The sequence below is a fragment of the Streptomyces sp. NPDC107538 genome (genome assembly GCF_055657445.1).
In genome coordinates this window covers 91,195-113,811 of sequence record NZ_JBVKAY010000007.1, presented here as the reverse complement: position 1 = coordinate 113,811, position 22,617 = coordinate 91,195, and the positions used below count along the sequence as shown (strand labels likewise).

Sequence of the window (22,617 nt, the reverse complement as noted above, 5' to 3'; positions counted from 1 at the left end):
GAATCAGGCGGGCAGGGCGAAGTCGATCACGCGGAGCGCCGACGGGGTCGTACCGCTGGACTTCACCTGGTACAGCACGGACAGGACGTTGTCCTGGGCGATCCGGCTCTCGTCGAAGACGACCTCGCCGAAGGCGTTGAGCCCGGAGCCGTCGAACAGGATCTTCCAGTCGGTGTGCCCGGAGGCCGCCGAGGCACCGGCGATCCGGCCGAACGGGAAGATCGCGTAGGCGTTGTTGTACTTGTCCATGACCAGTTTGGTGCGCTGGCTGGAGTTCAGCGGCACCGGTATCTCGGTCTTCGCCCAGGCGCCGGAGGCGCTCTTGCGGACGAGGAAGGCGCGGCCGTTGGCGGTGCGGTTGGCGACGTAGTTCGTGGTGCACTGGCCGAAGCGGCCGGGGACGTAGCTGATGATGGCGTGCGGTCGGCCGGCGGAGTCGGTCCACTGGCTCTCCTGGTTCATCAGGGAGTGGTCCGGGTTGAGCGCGTCCACGACGAGGCCCGCGTCGGTGACGGAGACCTTGTCGGAGCCGCCGGTGGTGCCGACGACGGTGCCCGCGTTGTTGCGCCAGGTCCGGCCGCGGTCGTCGGAGTAGACGTAGCCGGTGTCGTGGTTGGTGATTCCGCCGCCGTTGCACATGACGGCGCCGTTCTGCTCGCGCCAGGTGAACAGGGCGTGCAGGCGGCCGTTGCGGTCGTAGTCGATGCCGTGCAGGTACATGTTGCGGGCCGTCGAGGAGCCGTGCTCGCTGGTGTAGGTGCCGGTGGAGGACGTCCACTCGCCGAGGTTGGTCCAGGAGGTGCCGTTGTACTCGGCGAGGGCGTTGCGGCCGTTGCCGGAGATGCCGGCGCGGTAGCTCAGCTGGAGCTTGCCGTCGGGCGTCGAGACGAACTGCGGGTAGGTGAACTGCGAGGTGAGGGCGAGTCCGTCGAGGGTGGACTGTGGGGCGCCGAAGCGGCTGGTGGTCCAGCTCAGGCCGGCCGGGTTGTCCATGAGCCCGGCGACGGACTTGACGTAGGTGAAGCCGTCGCTGTGCGAGTCCATGTTGAGGTGGAGGCGGCCGTCGACCTTGGAGACGCCCATGGAGATGACGTTGTGGGAGTCGTTGTAGCGCAGGGTGTGGCCGACCTTGACGGTGGACCAGGTGCCGGAGCCGAGGACCCGGCGGCCGACGACGGCGTTGCGGTCGGCGGTGTACCAGACGGCGTACTGGTAGCCCTTGTAGGTCAGCAGGGCGTTCTTCTGGAAGGCGTTGTTGTTGACCAGGCCGTCGTAGGACACGAAGAAGATGGCCTGGCTGTCCAGCAGGGTGTTGCCGGTCTGGGTGACGGACGGGCCGGGGTCGGCGGCGCGGGCGGCCGTGGCGCCGAGGGCGGGGGTCACCACGGCACCGGCGAGTGCGGCGCCGAGCAGCGTACGTCTCTTCATCTCGGGACTCCGTTGTCGAGCGAGGTGGGGAGGGGAGGGGAGGGTGCTGCGACGTGGGGGGGGTCGGGTGGGGCTACAGGTTCAGGCGAGGTGGAAGACCTCGGTGAGGGGTTTCATGGCCTCGTCGGGGCGGGCGCCGTCCAGCGACTCGAAGAACGGCGCCATCTCCGTCTGCCAGCGGGCGTTGACGTCGGTGGCCTCCATACCGGCCAGGGCGGCTTCGAAGTCCTCGGTCTCCAAGTAGCCGACCAGCAGACCGTCCTCGCGCAGGAAGAGCGAGTAGTTGTGCCAGCCGGTGGCCGAGAGCGCTTGAAGCATCTCGGGCCACACGGCGGCGTGCCGCTCGCGGTACTCGTCGAGGCGGTCCGCCCTGACCTTCAGCAGAAAGCACACGCGCTTCATCAACACCCCTAAGTCGCTCAGAAGTTGAACTGGTCGATGTTGTCCTTGGTGAACACGGTCGGCTTGCCGAGGCTGATCACACCGTCCTTGCCGATGGTGTACTCGCCCATGTCGCCGGCGGTGAAGGTCTCGCCCTCCTTGCCGGTGATCTGGCCGGAGACCAGCGCCACCGAGGTACGGGCGGCCAGCTCGCCGAGCTTCGCCGGGTCCCACAGCTCGAAGCCCTCGACCGTGCCGTCCTTGACGTACTTGCGCATGTCGTTGGGGGTGCCGAGGCCGGTCAGCTTGACCTTGCCCTTGTACTTGGAGCCCGACAGGTACTGGGCGGCGGCCTTGATGCCGACCGTGGTCGGGGAGATGATCCCCTTCAGGTTCGGGTACTCCTGCAGCAGGCCCTGGGTCTGCTGGAACGACTTCTGGGCGTCGTCGTCACCGTAGGCGACCTTGACGAGCTTGATGTCCTTGTACTTGGGGTCCTTCAACTCGTCCTTCATGAAGTCGATCCAGGTGTTCTGGTTGGTCGCGGTCTGCGCGGCCGACAGAACGGCGATCTCGCCCTTGTAGCCGATCTGCTCGGCGAGCAGCTGGACCTCGGTACGGCCCAGGTCCTCGGCGCTGGCCTGCGAGACGAAGGCGTTGCGGCACTCCGGCTTGGTGTCGGAGTCGTAGGTGACGACCTTGATGTCGTTGCTCATGGCCTGCTTGAGCGCGGTGCACAGGGCGCCCGGGTCCTGCGCGGAGACGGCGATGGCGTCGACCTGCTGCTGGGTGAGCGTGTTGACGTAGTTGACCTGGCCGGAGGTGTCCGTGGCGCTGGACGGGCCGACCTCCTTGTAGCTGGAGCCCAGCTCCTTCAGGGCCGCCTCGCCGCCCTTGTCGGCGGAGGTGAAGTACGGGTTGTTGACCTGCTTCGGCAGGAAGCCGACGGTCAGGCCCTTCTTCAGCTCGGCGTTCGGGTCGGCCTTGCCGGTCGCCGCCGCGGAGGCGGCGTCGTCCTTCACATCGCTCTTGGTGGTGCCACCACAGGCGGTGACGGCCAGCGCGAAGGAGGTGACGGCGGCGAGCGCCGCACAGGAACGACGGAGGGTAGCTCTGCGCATGACGATGGAGTCCTTTTCAGGGAAGGGAGAGGTTTTTCAGGGAAGGGAGAAGTGCTGACGTCAGCCGGTTGATTGGGCACGTGCGACGGCGAGTTGGCGTGCCACCCGCGGCCCGAGCACGGAGAGGACGAGCAGGACGCCGGTGACGACGATCTGCGACTGTGCCGAGACGTCCTGCAGACTCATCACGTTCTGCAGAGCACCCAGCAGGAACACCCCGGCGATCGCACCGCCGAGCGTCCCCTTGCCGCCGTCGAAGTCGATGCCGCCGAGCAACACCGCCGCGATGACGGAGAGTTCGAGGCCGGTGGCGTTGTCGTAACGGGCGCTGGCGTAGTGCAGCGCCCAGAAGACGCCGGTGAGGGAGGCCATGAGGCCGGTCACCGTGAACAGGATCAGCTTCTGCCGCTTGACGCGGATCCCGGTGAAGCGGGCGGCCTCCTCACTGGCGCCGATCGCGAACAGCGAGCGCCCGAACGGGGTGGCGTGCAGGGCGATCACGGCGATCACCAGCAGCACCAGGAAGGGGATGAAGGCCTGCGGGACGAAGCTGTCGCCGATCCGGCCGGCCGCGAAGTCCAGGTACTGCGTGGGGAAGTCGGTCACCGCGTCGGAGCCGAGCACGATCTGTGCGATGCCCCGGTAGGCGGCGAGCGTACCGATGGTGACGGCGAGGGAGGACAGGCCGAGCCGGGTGACCAGCAGGCCGTTGATCAGTCCGCAGACCACACCGAGGGCCAGACAGATCGGGATGATCACCTCGATGGTCATGCCCTGGTTCCACAGGGCGCCCATCACCGCGCCGGACAGACCGGCGGTGGAGGCGACGGACAGGTCGATCTCGCCGGAGACCACGAGGAGGGTCATCGGGAGGGCGACCAGCGCGATCGGCAGGGTGTTGCCGATGAGGAAGGACAGGTTGAGCGCGTTGCCGAAGCCGTCCACGGTGGTGAAGGACAGCAGGAGCACGACGATCAGGGTGGCGCCGACCACGGTGTCCCAGCGGACCGCGCGCGAGAACGTGGAGTCAGCCATGGCGGGCGTTCCTCTTCTTCAGGGCTGCCGCCACCCGCAGCGCGACCACACGGTCCACGGCGATGGCGAGGATGAGCAGGATGCCGTTGATGGCCAGCACCCACACCGAGCTGACGCCGAGGGCGGGCAGCACGCTGTTGATGGAGGTCAGCAGCAGCGCGCCGAGCGCCGCGCCGTAGACGCTGCCGGAGCCGCCGGTGAAGACGACACCGCCGACGACGACCGCGCTGACGACGGTGAGTTCGTAGCCGTTGCCGGTGCTGGAGTCGACGTTGCCGAAGCGGGCCAGGTACAGCGCTCCGGCGAGGCCGGCGAGGGCGCCGCAGAAGGTGTAGGCGACCAGGATCCGCTTGCGGACCGGGATACCGGCGAGCCGGGCGGCCTCCGGGTTGGAACCGAGGGCGTACAGCTCACGGCCGCTGCCGAAGTGCTTCATGTAGTACGCCGTCGCCACCAGCACCACCACCGCGATCAGCGCCAGGTAGGGCACCGCGGAGATGCCGCCGGAGCCGAAGTCGACGAAGCCGTCGGGGAGGGCGGAGGCGGTGATCTGGCGGGAGCCGACCCAGATCGAGTCGATGCCCCGGATGATGTACAGGGTGCCGAGGGTGACGACGAGGGCGGGCACCTGGCCGAGGCTGACGAGCAGTCCGTTCAGCAGGCCGAAGCCGATGCCCATCAGGATCGCCAGGAACACGGCCACGACCGCGTTGCCGCCGCCCTGGAGATACGTACCGGCGGCGAAGGCGCTGATGCCGAGGGTGGAGCCGACCGACAGGTCGACGTTGCGGGTGATGACGACCAGGGACTGGCCGACGGCGACCAGCACCAGGATCGTCGCGTTGAGCAGGAGGTCCTTGATGCCCTGTTCGGTGAGGAACTCGCTGTTGCCGAGCTGGGTGACGACGATCATCACCAGGAAGACGACCAGGATGGCGAGTTCGCGCATCTTGAAGACGCGGTCCACGAGCCGGGTGCCGCTGGACTTGGGCACCTCGGTCACGGGGGTGTTCTGAGGGGTGGTCACCGTCATGCGGCGGCCCTCCCGGTGGCTGCGGCCATCACGGATTCCTCGGTGGCTTCGGAGCGAGGGATCTCGGCGGTGAGCCGGCCCTCGTGCATCACGAGCACGCGGTCGGCCATACCGAGGATCTCGGGCAGGTCGGAGGAGATCATCAGCACGGCCACGCCGTCGGCGGCCAACTGGCTGAGCAGACGGTGCACCTCGGCCTTCGTACCGACGTCGATGCCCCGGGTGGGTTCGTCGACGATCAGCACCTTGGGGCCGGTGGCCAGCCACTTGGCGAGGACGACCTTCTGCTGGTTGCCGCCGGACAGGGTGTTGACGGTGTCGGCGATCCGGGCGTACTTGACCTGGAGCTTGACGGCCCAGTCGAGGGAGCGGCTGCGTTCGGCGCCGCGGTCGACGAGGCCGCCCTTGACGGTCGTACGGAGTCCGGTGAGGCCGATGTTCCGCTCGATGGACATGTCCATCACCAGGCCCTGGGCGCGGCGGTCCTCGGGGACCAGGGCGAGCCCGGCGGCCATGGCGACGGACGGGGCGCCGTTGGTGAGCGCGTGGCCGTCGAGGTCGACCTCGCCCGCGTCCCAGCGGTCGATGCCGAAGACGGCCCGTGCGACTTCGGTGCGGCCGGCGCCGACGAGGCCGGCCAGGCCGACGATCTCGCCGCGGCGGACGTCGAAGGAGACATCGGTGAAGACGCCCTCGCGGGTCAGCCGGCGCACGCTGAGCGCGACCTCGCCGGCCTCGACGTCCTGCTTCGGGTACAGCTCGTCCAGGTCGCGGCCGACCATGCGGCGGACCAGGTCGTCCTCGGTCATGCCCTCGACGGGTTCGCTGGAGATCCAGGCGCCGTCGCGGAGGGTGGTGACCCGCTGGCAGATCTGGAAGATCTCCTCCAGCCGGTGGGAGATGAAGAGGACGGCGGAGCCCTGCTCGCGCAGGGTGCGGACGACACCGAAGAGCCGGGCCACCTCGCTGCCGGTGAGGGCCGCCGTCGGCTCGTCCATGATCAGGACGCGGGCGTCGAAGGAGAGCGCCTTGGCGATCTCGACGATCTGCTGGTCGGCGATGGACAGGCCGCGCGCGGGGCGGTCGGGGTCGAGTTCGACACCGAGCCGCTGCATCAGCGCGAGGGTGGCCGCGTGGGTGGCCTTGTGGTCGATCCGGCCGAGGGCGCGCCGTGGCTGGCGGCCCATGAAGATGTTCTCGGCGATCGAAAGGTCGGGGAAGAGAGTGGGCTCCTGGTAGATCACGGCGATGCCCGCGTCCCGGGCGTCGGCCGGGCCGTGGAAGACCGTGGGCTCGCCGTCGAGGAGCACCTGACCGGAGTCCGGTCGGTGCACTCCGGCGAGGCTCTTGATCAGGGTCGACTTGCCCGCGCCGTTCTCCCCGGCGAGTGCGTGCACCTCGCCCGGGAACAGTTCGAGGGACACGTCCCGCAGGGCGCGTACGGCGCCGAAGGACTTGGAGACGCCCTTCAGCGCGAGAACGGGGGCCGGACCCGTGTCGGACGGGTGGGTCATGGGGGCTCCTCGACGACGGCCGGTGGCGAGCGGAGAGCTGCCTCAGTGCGTCGTGAAAGGTTTCAACTAGGTTGCCGGGACGTTAGGCACCAGTCGCATGTCACGTCAATGGGTTCCGGTCGAAATTCTTTCGATAGAAGTGGTCACAACCGGGTCACGGAGAACGGTATGGAACACAGGGCTTGACAGTCCGGCGTGCCACTCATAGTTTCCGGTACTGAATCGTTTCAGACATCGAAGCCGGTAGGAGCCCTGACGTGACCGAGCTCGCCGCGGTGAAGGCCGCCCTCAAGACCCAGGCCGTCGAGACGCCGTCGTGGGCGTACGGGAACTCCGGAACCCGTTTCAAGGTGTTCGCCCAACAGGGTGTCCCGCGTGATCCCTGGGAGAAGCTGGACGACGCCGGGAAGGTCCACGAGTTCACCGGCGTGGCCCCGACCGTGGCGCTGCACATCCCCTGGGACAAGGTCGAGGACTACGCGGCGCTGGCCAAGCACGCGCAGGAGCGCGGCGTGAAGCTGGGCACCATCAACTCCAACACCTTCCAGGACGACGACTACAAGCTGGGCAGCGTCTGCCACCCGGACGCCGCGATCCGCCGCAAGGCCGTCGACCACTTGTTGGAGTGCGTCGACATCATGGACGCGACCGGATCGCGCGATCTGAAGCTGTGGTTCGCGGACGGTACGAACTATCCCGGCCAGGACGACATCCGTGAGCGGCAGGACCGGCTGGCCGAGGGCCTCGCCGAGGTGTACGCGCGGCTCGGGGACGACCAGCGGATGCTGCTGGAGTACAAGTTCTTCGAGCCGGCGTTCTACTCGACGGACGTCCCCGACTGGGGGACCGCCTACGCGCACTGCCTGAAGCTCGGGCCGAAGGCACAGGTCGTGGTCGACACCGGGCATCACGCGCCGGGCACCAACATCGAGTTCATCGTGGCGACGCTGCTGCGGGAGGGGAGACTCGGCGCGTTCGACTTCAACTCGCGGTTCTACGCGGACGACGACCTGATGGTGGGGGCGGCCGACCCGTTCCAGCTGTTCCGGATCATGTACGAGGTCGTGCGTGGGGGTGGGTTCACTCCCGAGGTCGCGTTCATGCTCGACCAGTGCCACAACATCGAGGCGAAGATCCCCGCGATCATCCGGTCGGTGATGAATGTGCAGGAGGCTACGGCGAAGGCGCTGCTCGTCGACCGGGGGGCGCTGCGCTCCGCTCAGCAGGCCGGGGATGTGCTGGAGGCCAACGCGGTCGTGATGGACGCGTACAACACGGATGTGCGGCCGTTGCTTCGTGAGGTGCGGGAGGAGATGGGGTTGGACCCCGATCCGCTCGGGGCGTACCGGCGGTCCGGGTGGGCGTCGAAGATCGTGGAGGAGCGGGTCGGTGGGGAGCAGGCGGGTTGGGGGGCGTGACCGCTGTGCTCGGCTGACGCCGATTGCCGTACCTCGTCTGCCACGTTCTGCCGGATGCGGGCTGCGGGCCGGTTCGTGGCTGGTCGCGCAGTTCCCCGCGCCCCTGAAAAAGCAGGGGCTGCGCCCCGTGCTTTTTCGGCCCGAAAGGGCCGGAGGCTCTTAAGGGGCGCGGGGAACTGCGCGAGAAGCCCCACTCACCCGCACCCGGCGACGCACCCCCGACCCCCCGAGCTGAACCCCGTACCCCGTACTCATCTCACCGTAAGGATTGATCGCACATGGCAACCCATCCCGAAGCCGCTGCTCTGATCGCTCGTTCTCGTCGGCTCGGTGCTGATCCGCGGAACACGAACTACGCCGGGGGGAACGCGTCGGCGAAGGGGACCGACACCGATCCCGTCACCGGGGGTGACGTGGAGCTGATGTGGGTGAAGGGGTCCGGGGGCGACCTGGGCACCTTGACCGAGGCGGGGCTCGCCGTGCTGCGGCTGGACCGGATGCGGGCGCTGGTCGAGGTGTATCCGGGGGTGGAGCGCGAGGACGAGATGGTGGCCGCGTTCGACTACTGCCTGCACGGCAAGGGCGGGGCCGCGCCGTCCATCGACACCGCCATGCACGGGCTCGTGGACGCCGCCCACGTCGACCACCTCCACCCCGACTCCGGGATCGCGCTCGCCTGCGCCGCCGACGGGGAGAAGCTGACCGCCGAGTGTTTCGGGGACAGCGTGGTGTGGGTCCCGTGGCGGCGGCCCGGCTTCCAGCTGGGGCTGGACATCGCGGCCGTGAAGCGGGAGAACCCGGGGGCAATCGGCTGTGTGCTCGGGGGGCACGGGATCACCGCCTGGGGCGAGACCGCCGAGGAGTGCGAGAAGAACTCGCTGCACATCATCCGGACCGCCGAGCGGTTCCTGGAGGAGAAGGGGAAGGCCGAGCCGTTCGGGCCCGTCGTCGAGGGGTACCAAGCCCTCGAAGCCGCCGCGCGTCGCGAGCGGGCCGCCGCCCTCGCCCCGCACATCCGGGCCATCGCCTCGCAGGACAAGCCTCAGGTCGGGCACTTCACCGACTCCGAGGCCGTCCTCGACTTCCTGTCGAGTGCCGAGCACCCGCGGCTGGCAGCACTGGGTACCTCGTGCCCGGATCACTTCCTGCGGACCAAGGTCCGGCCGCTCGTGCTCGACCTTCCGCCCACCGCCGATCTCGACGCGGCGATCGCACGGCTCAAGGAGCTGCACGCCGAGTACCGGGAGGAGTACGCCGCCTACTACCGGCGGCACGCCGAGCCCGACTCCCCCGCGATGCGCGGCGCCGACCCGGCGATCGTGCTGATCCCGGGCGTGGGCATGTTCAGCTTCGGCAAGGACAAGCAGACCGCGCGGGTGGCCGGCGAGTTCTATGTCAACGCGATCAACGTGATGCGGGGCGCCGAGGCGGTGTCGACGTACGCGCCGATCGAGGAGTCGGAGAAGTTCCGCATCGAGTACTGGGCGCTGGAGGAGGCCAAGCTTCAGCGGATGCCGAAGCCGAAGCCGCTGGCGACCCGGGTCGCGCTCGTCACGGGTGCGGGCAGCGGCATCGGCAAGGCGATCGCCCACCGGCTCGTGGCCGAGGGTGCCTGTGTCGTCGTCGCCGATCTGAACGCCGACAACGCCGCCGCCGTCGCCGAGGAGCTGGGCGGGGCCGACAAGGCCGTCGCCGTGACCGTCGACGTGACGGACGAGGGGCAGATCCAGGAGGCGTTCAAGGCCGCCGCGCTGGCCTTCGGCGGGGTCGATCTCGTCGTCAACAACGCGGGTATCTCGATCTCCAAGCCGCTGCTGGAGACGTCCTCGAAGGACTGGGACCTGCAGCACGACATCATGGCCCGCGGGTCGTTCCTGGTGTCGCGTGAGGCGGCCCGCGTGATGATTGCGCAGGGGCTGGGCGGCGACATCGTCTACATCGCCTCGAAGAACGCCGTGTTCGCCGGGCCCAACAACATCGCCTACTCCGCCACCAAGGCCGACCAGGCGCACCAGGTGCGGCTGCTCGCCGCCGAGCTGGGTGAGCACGGGATCCGCGTCAACGGGGTCAACCCCGATGGTGTGGTGCGTGGTTCGGGGATCTTCGCGGCCGGCTGGGGTGCCCAGCGCGCGGCGACCTACGGGATCGAGGAGGAGAAGCTCGGCGAGTTCTACGCCCAGCGGACCATCCTCAAGCGCGAGGTGCTGCCGGAGCACGTGGCGAACGCGGTGTTCGCGCTGACCGGCGGCGAGCTGACCCACACCACCGGGCTGCACGTCCCGGTCGACGCCGGCGTGGCCGCCGCCTTCCTGCGATGAGCGCGCCTGGGACGGACGGGTCCGTGAAGTCGTACGCGGCGGTCGACCTCGGCGCGTCCAGTGGGCGGGTCATGGTCGGCCGCGCGGGGCGGGACTCGCTGGAGCTGGTGGAGGCCCACCGGTTCCCGAACCGGCCGGTGCGGACGCCCGAGGGGCTGCGCTGGGATGTGCTGTCGCTGTACGCGGGGGTGCTCGACGGGCTGAAGGCGGCCGGTGCCCTCGGTGGTGGGCGGGTCGACTCCGTCGGGATCGACAGCTGGGCCGTCGACTACGGGCTGCTGGACGCGGACGGGGCCCTGCTGGGCAATCCGGTGCACTACCGGGACGCCCGTACCGAGGGGGTCGCGGAGAAGGTGTGGGCCACCGTGCCCGCCGCCGAGCTGTACGCGGCGACCGGGTTGCAGTACGCGCCCTTCAACACGCTCTATCAGCTGGTGGCCGCCCGGTCGTCCGCTCAACTGGCTTACGCAGAGCGGTTGTTGCTGATTCCCGATCTGCTGGCGTACTGGCTGACCGGGGAGCAGGGCACCGAGCTGACCAATGCCTCGACGACTCAGCTGATCGATCCCCGGACGCGTGACTGGTCGCGGGACGTGGCGGACCGGCTGGGCATCGATCTCGGTCTGTTCGCGCCGCTGCGGCAGCCCGGGGATCCGGCCGGGCTGCTGCGCCCCGAGGTGCTGGAGGGGACGGGGTTGACCGGTCCTGTTCCGGTGACCACGGTCGGGTCGCACGACACGGCCTCGGCGGTCGCGGCCGTCCCGGCCACCGGGGAGCGGTTCGCCTACATCTGCACCGGCACCTGGTCGCTGGCCGGCCTGGAGCTGGACGCTCCGGTGCTGACCGAGGCGAGCCGGGCGGCCAACTTCACCAATGAGCTGGGGCTCGACGGCACGGTCCGCTACCTCCGGAACATCATGGGGCTGTGGCTGCTCCAGGAGTGCGTACGGGAGTGGGGGGACCCGGATCTCGGCGAGCTGCTGCGGGGCGCGGCGGGTGTGCCCGCGCTGCGGTCGGTGGTGGACGCCGGGGACTCGGCGTTCCTCGCGCCCGGCCGGATGTCCGAGCGGATCGCGGAGGCGTGCCGGGAGTCGGGGCAGCCCGTGCCGGAGTCGCCCGCCGAGGTCACCCGGTGCATCCTCGACTCGCTGGCCCTCGCCCACCGGCGGGCCGTCGCCGAGGCCCAGGCGCTGGCCGACCACCCGGTCGACGTCGTCCACATCGTGGGGGGCGGCACCCGTAACGCGCTGCTCTGCCAGCTCACCGCCGACGCCTGCGGGCTGCCGGTGGTGGCGGGGCCGGCGGAGGCGGCGGCCCTGGGCAATGTCCTCGTCCAGGCCCGTACCCACGGCCTGGTCGACGACCGGGCCTCGATGCGGCACCTCCTCGCCCGCACCCAGCCGCTGGTGCGGTACGAGCCGCAGGGCGATCCGGCGGCCTGGCGCGCGGCGGAGGCCCGGCTCACCGCACGGTGAGCGGAACCGTACGCGGAGGGCCTCTCGCCCTCCGCGTACGCGCGTCGTACTCTGCACTCATCCGATGATCGACCCTCAAGGAGCCGCGATGCGTGTCGCCCTGTTCCTGACCTGTGTCAACGACACGCTCTATCCGGACACCGGCCGCGCCGTGGTGAAACTGCTGACCAGGCTGGGCGTCGACGTCGACTTCCCGATGGGGCAGACCTGCTGCGGACAGGCGCACTACAACACCGGGTACCGTCGGGAGGCCGAGCCGCTGGCCCGGCAGTTCTCCGATGTATTCCGGGAGTACGAGGCGATCGTGACGCCGTCCGGCTCGTGCGGGGCGATGGTGCGGGAGCTGTATCCGCGGATGGGCGAGCGGGCGCGGGCGGAGGGGCGCGGGGACGGGCTGGCGCGGACACTGGCGCCGGTCGTGCCGAAGACGTACGAGCTGACCGAGTTCCTGGTGGACGTGTTGGGCGTGACGGACGTCGGCGCGTGCTACCCGCACAAGGTGACCTACCACCCGACCTGTCACGGACTGCGCAGTCTGGGGCTCGGGGAACGGCCGCGCAGGCTGCTGCAGGCCGTGAAGGGGCTGGAGTTGGTGGAGCTGCCGGGGGCCGACGAGTGCTGTGGCTTCGGTGGCACGTTCGCCGTGAAGAACTCCGATGTCTCGGCGGCCATGGGCCTGGACAAGGTGCGCAACGCCGAGTCGACGGGCGCCGAGGTGCTGTGCGCGGCCGACAACTCGTGTCTGATGCACCTCGGAGGCACCATGACCCGGCTGCGGACGGCCCTGCGGCCGGTGCACATCGCGGAGATCCTGGCGAGCACGGAAGAGGAGCCGCTGGTATGAGCGGGACGTATCTCGGTATGCCGGCGTTTCCGAAGGCGGCGCGGGAGGCCGTGGGGGACCGGACCCTGCGGGGCAATCTGCGGCACGCCACCCACACGATCCGCGCCAAACGCGCGACCGCGGTCGCGGAGGTGTCCGACTGGGCCGCGCTGCGCCAGGCGGGCAAGGACATCAAGGACCACACGCTCCGTCATCTCGACCGGTATCTGGTCCAGTTGGAGGAGTCGGTCACGGCGGCCGGCGGCACGGTGCACTGGGCGGCCGACGCCGACGAGGCCAACCGGATCGTCACGTATCTCGTGAAGGCGACCGGGGAGAGCGAGGTCGTCAAGGTCAAGTCGATGGCCACGCAGGAGATCGGGCTGAACGAGGCGCTGGAGGCCGAGGGCATCCACGCCTACGAGACCGATCTCGCCGAACTCATCGTGCAGTTGGGCAAGGACCGGCCCTCGCACATCCTGGTCCCGGCGATCCACCGCAACCGGGGCGAGATCCGGGACATCTTCGCGCGGGAGATGAGCGAGTGGGGCCGTCCGGCACCGGAGGGTCTGACCGACACGCCCGCCGAGCTGGCGGAGGCCGCGCGGCTGCATCTGCGGGAGAAGTTCCTGCGCGCCAAGGTCGGGATCTCCGGCGCCAACTTCATGGTCGCCGACACCGGCACGCTGGTGGTCGTCGAGTCCGAGGGCAACGGCCGGATGTGCCTCACCCTCCCCGAGACCCTGATCTCGGTCGTCGGCATCGAGAAGATCGTGCCCACCTGGCAGGACCTGGAGGTGTTCCTGCAGACCCTCCCCCGCTCCTCCACCGCCGAGCGGATGAACCCGTACACCTCCACCTGGACGGGCACGACGGACGAGGACGGCCCCCAGACCTTCCATCTGGTCCTCATCGACAACGGCCGCACCGACACCCTCGCCGACGAGGTCGGCCGGCAGGCCCTGCGCTGCATCCGCTGCTCGGCCTGTCTCAACGTCTGCCCGGTGTACGAGCGGGCGGGCGGCCACGCGTACGGCTCGGTCTATCCGGGCCCGATCGGCGCCATCCTCAGCCCCCAACTCCGGGGCACGGCAAGCGAGATCGACGCCTCACTGCCGTACGCGTCCTCGCTGTGCGGCGCCTGCTACGAGGTGTGCCCGGTCGCGATCGACATCCCCGAGGTGCTGGTGCATCTGCGGGAGCGGGTCGTGCAGGGCGGGCCGGTGACGGAAGACGGCAACAAGGTCGTCCTCAAGCCCGCGAAGGGGCACGCCGCCGAGCGTGCGGCGATGCGGGCGGCCCGCTGGGCGTTCAGCCACCCCGGCGCGCTGCGCACCGGACAGCGGCTCGCGTCCCGCACCCGCCGCTTCCACCCCCGTACGCTGCCGGGCCCCGGCAAGGCGTGGAGTGCCAGCCGGGACATCCCGGCGCTGCCGGCCGAGCCGTTCCGGGACTGGTGGCAGCGGACCGACGGCGGGCGCGTCAACGGCGGCAACGGCGGCAACGGCGGCAAGGAGGACGTGAAGTGAGCAGCAGGGATCTGATCCTGGGCCGGGTGCGGCGCGCCCTCGCCGACGTACGGGCCGACTCAGGGCACGACGACATGCCGTACGAGCAGGCCGTTCCGCGCGGCTATCTGCGGGAGCACGGTGACCGGAGTGTCGCGGAGACGGTGGAGCTGCTGGCGGAGAACCTGGCGGACTACCGGGCGCTCGTGCACCGCACGGACGAGGGCGGCCTCGCCGAGGTCGTCGCCGGGTTGCTGCGCGAGCACGGCTCGACGTCGGTGGTGGTGCCGTCGGGGCTGCGGGAGGAGTGGCTGGCGGCGACGGACGTGACGCGGGTGCCGGACCGTGGCGAGACCACCGCGCACGAACTGGACGGCGTCGACAGCGTGGTCACCGCCTGCGCCCTCGCCATCGCCGAGACCGGCACCATCGTCCTCGACGGCTCCCCCGACCAGGGCCGCCGCCGGATCACCCTGGTGCCCGACCACCACATCTGTGTCGTCCGTGTCCCGGACCAGGTCGTGTCGTCGGTCCCTCAGTCCCTCGAACTCCTCGACCCGGTACGCCCGTTGACCTGGATCTCCGGCCCGTCGGCCACCAGCGACATCGAACTGGACCGGGTGGAGGGGGTGCACGGCCCACGCACGCTGGAGGTCGTGCTGGTGACGGGCACCCCCTAGGCCTGGCCTGGGCCGGGCCCATGCCTGGCCCAGGCCGGTCAGCCGGTGGCGAGGAGCTCCAGGGTGTCGATGACACGGTTGGAGAAGCCCCACTCGTTGTCGTACCAGGCGACCACCTTGACGTGGCGGCCGTCGACGCGGGTCAGGGCCGAGTCGAAGATCGACGAGGCGGGGTTGCCCACGATGTCGGACGAGACCAGCGGGTCCTCCGAGTACTCCAGGACGCCCGCGAGGGGGCCCTCCGCCGCGGTGCGGTACGCCGCCAGCACCTCGTCGCGGGTCACGTCGCGGGCGACGGTCGTGTTCAGCTCCACGATCGAACCGACCGGCACGGGTACGCGGATGGAGTCGCCCGACAGCTTGCCGTCGAGGTTCGGCAGGACCAGGCCGATCGCCTTGGCGGCGCCGGTCGTGGTGGGCACGATGTTGACGCCGGCGGCGCGGGCGCGACGGGGGTCGCGGTGCGGGCCGTCCTGGAGGTTCTGCTCCTGCGTGTAGGCGTGCACCGTCGTCATGAAGCCGTGCTCGATACCGGCGAGGTCGTCGAGGACCTTGGCCAGCGGCGCGAGCGCGTTGGTCGTGCAGGAGGCGTTCGAGACGATCGTGTGCAGGTCCGCGTCGTAGGTGTCGGAGTTGACGCCGAACGCGAGCGTGATGTCGGCGCCGTCCGAGGGGGCGCTGACCAGCACCTTCTTCGCGCCCGCGTCGAGGTGGGCGCGGGCGGCCTTCGCCGAGGTGAAGCGGCCGGTGGCCTCCAGGACAATGTCGACGCCCAGCTCGGCCCACGGCAGGTTCGCCGGTTCGCGCTCGGCCGTCACCCTGATCCGGTGGCCGTCGACGACGAGGGCGTCCCCGTCGACGGTCACCGGGCGCCCGAGCCGGCCGGACGTGCTGTCGTAGGCGAGCAGCCGGGCGAGCGTGGCGGGCTCGGTGAGGTCGTTGACGGCGACGATCTCCAGGGCGCTGTCGCGCTCCAGCAGGGCGCGGAGCACATTGCGTCCGATGCGGCCGAATCCGTTGATGGCGATGCGAGTCATGAGTGAGGTCCCTTCCCTTCTCCCCACCAGGCTCGCTCGCGCCCGGAGCCGCCGACAGTGGCGGGATCGCCATGGTTCAAAAGGATCCCGCCACATCGGGTGAGGTGGGTCACTCGCCCTTGGTGAAGGTGCGCCGGTACTCGCTCGGGGTGGTGCCGAGGATGTGCTGGAAGTGCAGGCGCAGGTTGGCGCCGGTGCCGAGTCCGACGTCGGCGGCGATCTGTTCGACGCCGCGCTCCGAGCGTTCGAGCAGTTCGCGGGCCAGGTCGATGCGGGCGCGCATCACCCACTGCATCGGTGTGTAGCCGGTCTCCTCGACGAAGCGCCGGGAGAACGTGCGCGGCGAGACCCCCGCCTGGCGGGCCAGGGTGTCGAGGGTGAGGGGCTCGCCGAGCCGGTGCAACGCCCACTCGCGGGTGTCGGCGAACCGTTCGCCGAGCGGCTCGGGAACGCTGCGCGGCACGTACTGGGCCTGGCCGCCGCTGCGGTAGGGGGCGGCGACCAGCCGCCGGGCCGCGTGGTTGGACGCGGCCACCCCGAGGTCGCCGCGCAGGATGTGCAGGCACAGGTCGAGGCCGGAGGCGGCGCCGGCCGAGGTGAGCACGCTGCCCTCGTCGACGAACAGCACGTTCTCGTCGACCCGGACGAGCGGGTGCCTGGCGACGAGGGCGCGCGTGTAGTGCCAGTGCGTCGTGGCGCGCCGGCCGTCGAGCAGGCCCGTCGCGGCGAGCGCGAAGGCGCCGGTCGAGATGGCGGCGAGCCGCGCGCCCCTTTCGTGGGCGGCGATCAGCGCGTCGACGACGGCCTGCGGCGGGTCGTCGCGGTCGGGGTGCCGATAGCCGGGGACGAAGACGATGTCGGCCCACGCGAGCGCGTCGAGGCCGTGGGCGACGTGGTACGCGAGGCCGTCGCCGCCGGTCACGAGGCCGGGTGTCGCCCCGCAGACCCGCACCTCGTACGGCATGCTCGCGCGCGTCGTGAAGACCTGCGCGGGAATGCCGACGTCGAGCGGCTTCGCCCCGTCGAGCACGAGGACGGCGACGCGATGCAGACGGGAGGCGGGCACGGCAAGAGGTTACGCGGGGCCCGGACCATGGTCGTCGGGCTCACCACGGGTCGGGGGCGGTGCGGTGCGGTCGGGGGCGGTGCGGTGCGGTCGGGCGCCGTGCGGTGCGGTCGGGCGCCGTGCGGTCGGCCGGATCTCGACGGTGGGCCGGTGTTCCGATGCCCGACCACCGGTCATGTGCGTGGTGGTCTCGCTAGGTTGGATGGCCGCTCCGGAAGTCGGCGGGAGCCGGCGGGCAGGAGTCGGAGTCGGAGTCGGAGTCGGCAACAGTCAACACGGGGGTCCGCATGCCGCTTGACCGTCCGGTCGTCGGCAGCGACGTCCCGCACTCGGCCCGGATCTGGAACTACTGGCTCGGCGGCAAGGACTGCTACGAGATCGACCGGCGGGTCGGTGACGAGATCCGTGCCGTGAACCCCCGGATCGTCGACATCGCCCGTGCCCAGCGGCGGTTCCTGCGGCGCGCGGTCGTCCATCTCACCGAGGAGGCCGGCTTACGCCAGTTCCTCGACATCGGCACCGGGCTGCCCACCGCGGACCACACCCACGAGGTCGCGCAGCGCTCGGCCCGGGAGGCGCGGGTCGTCTACGTCGACCACGACCCGACCGTCCTCGCCCACGCCTCCGCCCTGCTCACCAGTACCCCCGAGGGCGCCGCCGCGTTCGTCGCCGCCGATCTGCGCGCCCCGGACACGATCCTCGACCGCGCCGCCGAGACCCTGGACCTCGGCCGCCCGGTCGCCCTGCTGCTGCTCGGCATCACCGCCCACCTGCCCGACGAGAGCGCGTACGCCGTCGTCGCCCGGCTGCTCGGCGCCCTGCCCTCCGGCAGCCGTCTCGTGCTCGCCGACAGTACGGAGGTGTACCGGCCGGAGGCGATGCGATCGATGGTCGAGCACTGGAACGCGACGAGCGACAACCCGCGCGTCAACCGCTCCCCCGGGCAACTCGCCCGGTTCTTCGAAGGGTTGGAGCTTCTCGAGCCGGGCCTCGTCTCCGTGACCCGGTGGCGGCCCGAGCGGGGCGACGCCGACGGCACCGGTGAAGGGCAGGACGAGGTGGACTGCTTCGGCGGGGTGGCGCGCAAGCGGTAGGGGGCGCGTGGCGCTGGAGCCTGCGGCGGTGGAGGGCTCGCGGGACTACGGCTCACTCTTGGCCAAAGCTTCGGCGGCCACCTGGAGGTCCGAGACCAGTCCGGCGTACGCGGCGTCGCGGTCGTCGGCGCGCAGTACGGCGGAGGGGTGCAAGGTCGCGACGACGTACGGCGAGGGGCCCTTCGACGACTGGCTCCCTGGCAACCGGTCCTCCGGCAGGGTCAGCAGCGCACCCCGGTCCTTGGTGACCCGGAAGGAACCGCCGAGCAGCGCCTTGCCGGCGGTGGCGCCGAGGGCCACCACGATCTCGGGCCGGACGAGGCGGAGTTCGGCGAGGAGCCAGGGGCGGCAGGCGGCGACCTCACGGAGGTCGGGCGCCTTGTGGATACGGCGTTTGCCGCCGCCCGGGGGCCGGGTGAACTTGAAGTGCTTGACCGCGTTGGTCACATAGGCCTCGTCCATGTCGATCCCGGCCTCCTCCAGGGCCCGCCGCAACAGCCGCCCGGCGGGGCCGACGAAGGGCTCGCCCTGCCTGTCCTCCTGATCACCCGGCTGCTCCCCGACGAGCAGCAGCCGGGCGGACTCGTCCCCCTTGCCGAAGACCGTCCCAGTGGCGTCCTCGTACAACGGGCAGCCCCGGCAGTCGGCGGCGGCCCGACGGTGGGCCGGGAGCCCTCCACGACTCGGCAGATACGGCTCGGCGTCATAGGCCCGCGGGCCCTGGGCGGGGCTCTGCGTGGAACTCGCGCGCCGCGTGGAACGCGCGTTCCGGGTCTGACTCGCGTGCTCGGTGGGACTCATCCGGGTCGCCTCCTTCGGCGGGAGCCCGGCAGGTGTGAGATGCGCGGGACCGGGCCGAGCGCCCCGTCGTGGAGGTGGAGGGGGAGACCGGGGCTGCTCGGGGCTGTCTCCCCGGGTACCCCTTCGCTCCGGATCCACCATGATGTCGCTCCCGCGGGGCACCCATGGACGAATGGCCGCCCTCCTCGCCCTCGCGTCCGCAGCCCTGTACGGCATCGTCGACTTCGCCGGTGGGCTGCTGTCCCGCCGGGTGCACTTCGCCGTGGTCACGCTCCTCGGCCAGGTCGGCGGACTGCTGGCGGCGCTCGTGGTGGCGTTTCTGGTGCCGGCGCCGGATGCACGGCTCCCCGACCTGCTGTGGGGCGCGCTGTCCGGTGTCGGGAGCGGGGCGGCGATGACGTATCTGAACCGGGGGCTGAGCCGGGGCAGCATGTCCGTGGTGGTGCCGGTCAGCGCGGTCACCGGGGTGGCGCTGTCGGTGCTGTGCGGTGTGCTCCTCCTCGGCGACCGGCCCACCGGGGTGGCGTGGCTGGGGATCGCCGCCACGGTGCCCGCCCTGTGGCTCGTGTCGGGCGGGGGCGGGGCGTCGCCGACCGGGGGGCCGGCGGGGGCGGGGGCGGGATCCGCCGGGCTCCGGCAGGGGGCGACGCGGGACGGTCTCCTCGCCAGTCTGGGGGTGGCGGTGCAGTACCTGGGGCTGGCCCAGGCCGGTGCGGAGAGCGGCGTGTGGCCGGTGGTCGCGGGCCGGGCGGCGGCAGTCGTCCTGCTGCTGCCCGCGCTGTGGCGGCGGGCCGGGCGGTTCCGGCAGCCGGCGGAGGCGTGGGGGAAGGCCGCCGCGATCGGAGCGGGGGCCGCGCTCGCCCTGATTCTGTACCTCTGGGCGGCCCAACGGCAGATGGTCTCCGTGGTGGTCGTCCTGGCGTCCCTGTATCCGGCCGTTCCCCCGGTCCTCGGGCTGACCCTGCTCCACGAACGGGTGAACTTCTGGCAGACGGCCGGGCTCGTCGGGGCCGTGATCGCGATTCTGCTGCTCACTTTGGGCTGATCTGATCGGCGCGGGCAGTGACACCACAAACTTGTATCGTTCGTTTTCTTGAACTGTTCGTGTTTAGGAGGGTAGGTTGGTCGGCATGACCGCATCCCAGCCTCCGAACACCGCCGAGGAGCTGCGCGGTGCCGGCCTGCGGGTGACGGCCGCGCGCGTGGCGCTCCTGGAGACCGTCCGGGACGGGGACCACCTCGGCGTCGAGGCGATCGCCACCGGAGTGCGCGACCGTGTGGGCCACATATCGCTCCAGGCCGTGTACGAAGCACTCAACGCGCTCACCGGCGCGGGGCTCGTGCGCCGCCTCGAACCACCCGGCAGCCCCGCCCTGTACGAGGGGCGTGTCGGGGACAACCACCATCACCTCGTGTGCCGCAGCTGCGGTGCCGTGGTCGACGTCGACTGCGCGGTCGGGCACGCCCCGTGTCTGACCGCCTCCGACGACCGCGGCTTCGCGATCGACGAGGCCGAGGTCATCTACTGGGGCCTGTGCCCCTCATGCTCCACAGCCGGCAGTTCAGCACCGTGATCCACCCCCGTTTTCCGGAAGGACTCCCCCGATGACCGAGAACCACGACGCGATCGTCACAGACGCGAAGCCCGAGGGGACGGGAGGCTGCCCGGTCGCTCACGGGCGCGCCGCGCACCCGACCCAGGGCGGCGGCAACCGCCAGTGGTGGCCGGAGCGGCTCAACCTGAAGATCCTCGCCAAGGACCCCGTCGTGGCGAACCCCCTCGGTGAGGAGTTCGACTACGCCGAGGCGTTCGGCAACCTCGACCTCGCGGCCGTCAAACAGGACATCGCCGAGGTACTGACCAACTCGCAGGACTGGTGGCCGGCCGACTTCGGCAACTACGGCCCGCTGATGATCCGTATGGCCTGGCACAGCGCCGGCACGTACCGCATCAGCGACGGCCGCGGTGGTGGCGGCCGCGGTCAGCAGCGCTTCGCGCCGCTGAACAGCTGGCCGGACAACGGCAACCTGGACAAGGCCCGCCGTCTGCTGTGGCCGGTCAAGAAGAAGTACGGCCAGTCCATCTCCTGGGCCGACCTCATGATCCTCACCGGCAACGTCGCGCTGGAGACCATGGGCTTCGAGACCTTCGGCTTCGGCGGCGGCCGCGCCGACGTCTGGGAGGCCGACGAGGACGTGTACTGGGGTCCCGAGACCACCTGGCTCGACGACCAGCGCTACACCGGCGACCGCGAGCTGGAGAACCCGCTCGGCGCCGTCCAGATGGGCCTCATCTACGTCAACCCCGAGGGCCCCAACGGCAACCCGGACCCGCTCGCCGCGGCCCGCGACATCCGTGAGACGTTCCGCCGCATGGCGATGAACGACGAGGAGACCGTCGCCCTCATCGCCGGTGGCCACACCTTCGGCAAGACCCACGGCGCCGGCCCGGCCGACGCGGTCGGCAACGACCCCGAGGCCGCCTCCATGGAGGAGCAGGGCCTGGGCTGGAAGTCCACCTACGGCAGCGGCAAGGCCGGTGACGCCATCACCTCCGGCCTGGAGGTCACCTGGACCACCAAGCCCACCCAGTGGAGCAACGACTTCTTCGACATCCTCTTCGGCTACGAGTGGGAGCTGACCCAGAGCCCCGCCGGTGCCAACCAGTGGGTGGCCAAGGACGCCCAGGCGGTCATCCCGGACGCCCACAGCGACTCCAAGAAGCTGCCGACGATGCTCACCACCGACCTCTCGCTGCGCTTCGACCCGATCTACGGTCCGATCTCCAAGCGCTTCCACGAGAACCCCGCCGAGTTCGCGGACGCCTTCGCCCGCGCCTGGTACAAGCTGACCCACCGTGACCTGGGCCCGAAGTCCCTGTACCTCGGCCCGGAGGTCCCGGCGGAGACCCTGCTGTGGCAGGACCCGCTGCCGCAGGCGGAGGGCGAGACCATCGACGCCGCCGACGTGGCGGCCCTGAAGGCCAAGCTCCTCGACTCGGGCCTCACGGTCTCGCAGCTGGTCTCCACCGCGTGGGCCTCGGCGTCCACCTTCCGCGGCAGCGACAAGCGCGGCGGTGCCAACGGCGCCCGTATCCGCCTGGAGCCGCAGCGCGGCTGGGAGGTCAACAACCCCGACGACCTCGCCCAGGTCCTGCGGGTCCTGGAGGGCGTCCAGTCGGAGTTCAACTCCGGCGCCAAGAAGGTCTCCCTGGCCGACCTGATCGTCCTCGGCGGTGCCGCCGCGGTGGAGAAGGCCGCCAAGGACGCCGGCTTCGACGTGGAGGTCCCCTTCACCGCGGGCCGTGTCGACGCGACCGAGGAGCACACCGACCCGGAGTCCTTCGCCGCGCTGGAGCCGACCTCGGACGGCTTCCGCAACTACCTCGGCAAGGGCAACCGCCTCCCCGCCGAGTACCTGCTGCTCGACCGCGCCAACCTGCTCACCCTGAGCGCCCCCGAGCTGACCGTCCTCGTCGGTGGTCTGCGCGTCCTCGGCGCCAACCAGGGCGGCTCGACGCACGGCGTCCTCACCGAGACCCCGGGCAAGCTCACCAACGACTTCTTCGTCAACCTGCTCGACCTGGGCACGGAGTGGAAGTCGACGTCCTCGGACCAGACCACGTTCGAGGGCCGTGACGCCGCCACGGGCGAGCTGAAGTGGACCGGCACCCGTGCCGACCTCGTCTTCGGCTCCAACTCCGAGCTGCGCGCCCTCGCCGAGGTCTACGCGAGCGACGACGCCAAGGAGAAGTTCGTGAAGGACTTCGTCGCGGCCTGGGCCAAGGTCTCCGACCTGGACCGCTTCGACCTGGTCTGATCCTCACCGGACATGACGTCCGGGTCGGCCCTGCACGGGCCGGCCCGGACGTTCTGCGTGCGGGCC

General features: G+C 70.6%; 19 protein-coding genes. 10 read left to right on the top strand and 9 right to left on the bottom strand.

The window, feature by feature from the left end:
- Positions 1 to 3: 3 nt before the first annotated feature.
- From ACZ7MG_RS25230 to ACZ7MG_RS25205, 6 genes are all read right to left on the bottom strand, one after another.
- On the bottom strand, positions 4 to 1,428 hold the full coding sequence (locus ACZ7MG_RS25230) for a BNR repeat-containing protein (RefSeq protein ID WP_471380727.1): 1,425 nt from the start codon (positions 1,426 to 1,428) through the stop codon (positions 4 to 6).
- 81 nt (positions 1,429 to 1,509) lie between these two features.
- Positions 1,510 to 1,830 carry an L-rhamnose mutarotase gene (locus ACZ7MG_RS25225; protein ID WP_471380726.1) on the bottom strand — a complete coding sequence of 107 codons (321 nt, stop codon included), beginning with the start codon at positions 1,828 to 1,830 and terminating at the stop codon, positions 1,510 to 1,512.
- A gap of 17 nt (positions 1,831 to 1,847) precedes the next feature.
- Positions 1,848 to 2,930: a rhamnose ABC transporter substrate-binding protein gene (gene rhaS / locus ACZ7MG_RS25220; protein ID WP_471380725.1), complete on the bottom strand. Its 1,083-nt coding sequence runs from the start codon at positions 2,928 to 2,930 to the stop codon at positions 1,848 to 1,850.
- 60 nt (positions 2,931 to 2,990) lie between these two features.
- The gene (locus tag ACZ7MG_RS25215; RefSeq protein ID WP_471380723.1) at positions 2,991 to 3,965 is read right to left on the bottom strand and encodes an ABC transporter permease; all 975 of its coding nucleotides are present in this window, start codon (positions 3,963 to 3,965) and stop codon (positions 2,991 to 2,993) included.
- The gene (locus ACZ7MG_RS25210) at positions 3,958 to 4,998 is read right to left on the bottom strand and encodes an ABC transporter permease (RefSeq protein WP_471380721.1); all 1,041 of its coding nucleotides are present in this window, start codon (positions 4,996 to 4,998) and stop codon (positions 3,958 to 3,960) included. The genes ACZ7MG_RS25215 and ACZ7MG_RS25210 overlap by 8 nt, the downstream gene beginning before the upstream one ends.
- Positions 4,995 to 6,512: a sugar ABC transporter ATP-binding protein gene (locus ACZ7MG_RS25205; protein ID WP_471380719.1), complete on the bottom strand. Its 1,518-nt coding sequence runs from the start codon at positions 6,510 to 6,512 to the stop codon at positions 4,995 to 4,997. The genes ACZ7MG_RS25210 and ACZ7MG_RS25205 overlap by 4 nt, the downstream gene beginning before the upstream one ends.
- A gap of 257 nt (positions 6,513 to 6,769) precedes the next feature.
- Here ACZ7MG_RS25205 and rhaI point away from each other — a divergent pair, with 257 nt between their 5' ends.
- The 6 genes from rhaI to ACZ7MG_RS25175 all read left to right on the top strand — a co-directional run bounded on the left by rhaI (position 6,770) and on the right by ACZ7MG_RS25175 (position 14,734).
- Positions 6,770 to 7,930, top strand: coding sequence for an L-rhamnose isomerase (gene rhaI / locus ACZ7MG_RS25200; protein WP_471380717.1), 1,161 nt, complete (start codon positions 6,770 to 6,772; stop codon positions 7,928 to 7,930).
- Between the two features lie 278 nt (positions 7,931 to 8,208).
- Positions 8,209 to 10,248, top strand: a complete 2,040-nt coding sequence (locus ACZ7MG_RS25195; RefSeq protein WP_471380715.1) for a bifunctional aldolase/short-chain dehydrogenase — start codon at positions 8,209 to 8,211, stop codon at positions 10,246 to 10,248.
- A complete protein-coding gene (locus tag ACZ7MG_RS25190; protein WP_471380714.1) occupies positions 10,245 to 11,723 on the top strand; it encodes a rhamnulokinase in 1,479 nt (492 codons plus the stop codon). Before ACZ7MG_RS25195 ends, ACZ7MG_RS25190 begins: the two co-directional genes overlap by 4 nt.
- A gap of 88 nt (positions 11,724 to 11,811) precedes the next feature.
- Positions 11,812 to 12,567: a (Fe-S)-binding protein gene (locus ACZ7MG_RS25185; protein ID WP_471380712.1), complete on the top strand. Its 756-nt coding sequence runs from the start codon at positions 11,812 to 11,814 to the stop codon at positions 12,565 to 12,567.
- The gene (locus ACZ7MG_RS25180; protein ID WP_471380710.1) at positions 12,564 to 14,075 is read left to right on the top strand and encodes a LutB/LldF family L-lactate oxidation iron-sulfur protein; all 1,512 of its coding nucleotides are present in this window, start codon (positions 12,564 to 12,566) and stop codon (positions 14,073 to 14,075) included. Before ACZ7MG_RS25185 ends, ACZ7MG_RS25180 begins: the two co-directional genes overlap by 4 nt.
- Positions 14,072 to 14,734 (top strand): LutC/YkgG family protein, encoded by a 663-nt coding sequence (locus tag ACZ7MG_RS25175; RefSeq protein ID WP_471380708.1) that lies wholly within the window; start codon positions 14,072 to 14,074, stop codon positions 14,732 to 14,734. Before ACZ7MG_RS25180 ends, ACZ7MG_RS25175 begins: the two co-directional genes overlap by 4 nt.
- A gap of 38 nt (positions 14,735 to 14,772) precedes the next feature.
- Here ACZ7MG_RS25175 and gap read toward each other — a convergent pair whose 3' ends face one another.
- Complete coding sequence (gene gap, locus ACZ7MG_RS25170; protein WP_471380706.1) at positions 14,773 to 15,771, bottom strand: type I glyceraldehyde-3-phosphate dehydrogenase; 999 nt, start codon at positions 15,769 to 15,771, stop codon at positions 14,773 to 14,775.
- Between the two features lie 109 nt (positions 15,772 to 15,880).
- Positions 15,881 to 16,837, bottom strand: a complete 957-nt coding sequence (locus ACZ7MG_RS25165) for a GlxA family transcriptional regulator (RefSeq protein WP_471380704.1) — start codon at positions 16,835 to 16,837, stop codon at positions 15,881 to 15,883.
- A 287-nt stretch (positions 16,838 to 17,124) separates the two neighbouring features.
- Between ACZ7MG_RS25165 and ACZ7MG_RS25160 the strand changes: the two genes are divergently transcribed.
- On the top strand, positions 17,125 to 17,931 hold the full coding sequence (locus ACZ7MG_RS25160) for an SAM-dependent methyltransferase (protein ID WP_471380703.1): 807 nt from the start codon (positions 17,125 to 17,127) through the stop codon (positions 17,929 to 17,931).
- Positions 17,932 to 17,976: 45 nt separating this feature from the next.
- On the opposite strand, the gene ACZ7MG_RS25155 is transcribed toward ACZ7MG_RS25160, so the two are convergent.
- A complete protein-coding gene (locus tag ACZ7MG_RS25155) occupies positions 17,977 to 18,732 on the bottom strand; it encodes a UdgX family uracil-DNA binding protein (protein WP_471380701.1) in 756 nt (251 codons plus the stop codon).
- Positions 18,733 to 18,904: 172 nt separating this feature from the next.
- On the opposite strand from ACZ7MG_RS25155, the gene ACZ7MG_RS25150 reads away from it, so the two are divergent.
- The 3 genes from ACZ7MG_RS25150 to katG all read left to right on the top strand — a co-directional run bounded on the left by ACZ7MG_RS25150 (position 18,905) and on the right by katG (position 22,551).
- Positions 18,905 to 19,777, top strand: coding sequence for an EamA family transporter (locus tag ACZ7MG_RS25150; RefSeq protein ID WP_471380700.1), 873 nt, complete (start codon positions 18,905 to 18,907; stop codon positions 19,775 to 19,777).
- Positions 19,778 to 19,862: 85 nt separating this feature from the next.
- A complete protein-coding gene (locus tag ACZ7MG_RS25145; RefSeq protein WP_471380698.1) occupies positions 19,863 to 20,306 on the top strand; it encodes a Fur family transcriptional regulator in 444 nt (147 codons plus the stop codon).
- 31 nt (positions 20,307 to 20,337) lie between these two features.
- Positions 20,338 to 22,551, top strand: coding sequence for a catalase/peroxidase HPI (gene katG / locus ACZ7MG_RS25140; RefSeq protein ID WP_471380696.1), 2,214 nt, complete (start codon positions 20,338 to 20,340; stop codon positions 22,549 to 22,551).
- The last annotated feature ends 66 nt before the right edge of the window (positions 22,552 to 22,617 follow it).

Coding starts and splice junctions, on each gene's coding strand:
- ACZ7MG_RS25230 (WP_471380727.1), bottom strand. CDS start 1,428: ATGAAGAGACGTACGCTGCTCGGCGCCGCACTCGCCGGTGCCGTGGTG.
- ACZ7MG_RS25225 (WP_471380726.1), bottom strand. CDS start 1,830: ATGAAGCGCGTGTGCTTTCTGCTGAAGGTCAGGGCGGACCGCCTCGAC.
- rhaS (WP_471380725.1), bottom strand. CDS start 2,930: ATGCGCAGAGCTACCCTCCGTCGTTCCTGTGCGGCGCTCGCCGCCGTC.
- ACZ7MG_RS25215 (WP_471380723.1), bottom strand. CDS start 3,965: ATGGCTGACTCCACGTTCTCGCGCGCGGTCCGCTGGGACACCGTGGTC.
- ACZ7MG_RS25210 (WP_471380721.1), bottom strand. CDS start 4,998: ATGACGGTGACCACCCCTCAGAACACCCCCGTGACCGAGGTGCCCAAG.
- ACZ7MG_RS25205 (WP_471380719.1), bottom strand. CDS start 6,512: ATGACCCACCCGTCCGACACGGGTCCGGCCCCCGTTCTCGCGCTGAAG.
- ACZ7MG_RS25195 (WP_471380715.1), top strand. CDS start 8,209: ATGGCAACCCATCCCGAAGCCGCTGCTCTGATCGCTCGTTCTCGTCGG.
- ACZ7MG_RS25190 (WP_471380714.1), top strand. CDS start 10,245: ATGAGCGCGCCTGGGACGGACGGGTCCGTGAAGTCGTACGCGGCGGTC.
- ACZ7MG_RS25185 (WP_471380712.1), top strand. CDS start 11,812: ATGCGTGTCGCCCTGTTCCTGACCTGTGTCAACGACACGCTCTATCCG.
- ACZ7MG_RS25180 (WP_471380710.1), top strand. CDS start 12,564: ATGAGCGGGACGTATCTCGGTATGCCGGCGTTTCCGAAGGCGGCGCGG.
- gap (WP_471380706.1), bottom strand. CDS start 15,771: ATGACTCGCATCGCCATCAACGGATTCGGCCGCATCGGACGCAATGTG.
- ACZ7MG_RS25160 (WP_471380703.1), top strand. CDS start 17,125: ATGCCGCTTGACCGTCCGGTCGTCGGCAGCGACGTCCCGCACTCGGCC.
- ACZ7MG_RS25155 (WP_471380701.1), bottom strand. CDS start 18,732: ATGAGTCCCACCGAGCACGCGAGTCAGACCCGGAACGCGCGTTCCACG.
- ACZ7MG_RS25150 (WP_471380700.1), top strand. CDS start 18,905: ATGGCCGCCCTCCTCGCCCTCGCGTCCGCAGCCCTGTACGGCATCGTC.
- ACZ7MG_RS25145 (WP_471380698.1), top strand. CDS start 19,863: ATGACCGCATCCCAGCCTCCGAACACCGCCGAGGAGCTGCGCGGTGCC.
- katG (WP_471380696.1), top strand. CDS start 20,338: ATGACCGAGAACCACGACGCGATCGTCACAGACGCGAAGCCCGAGGGG.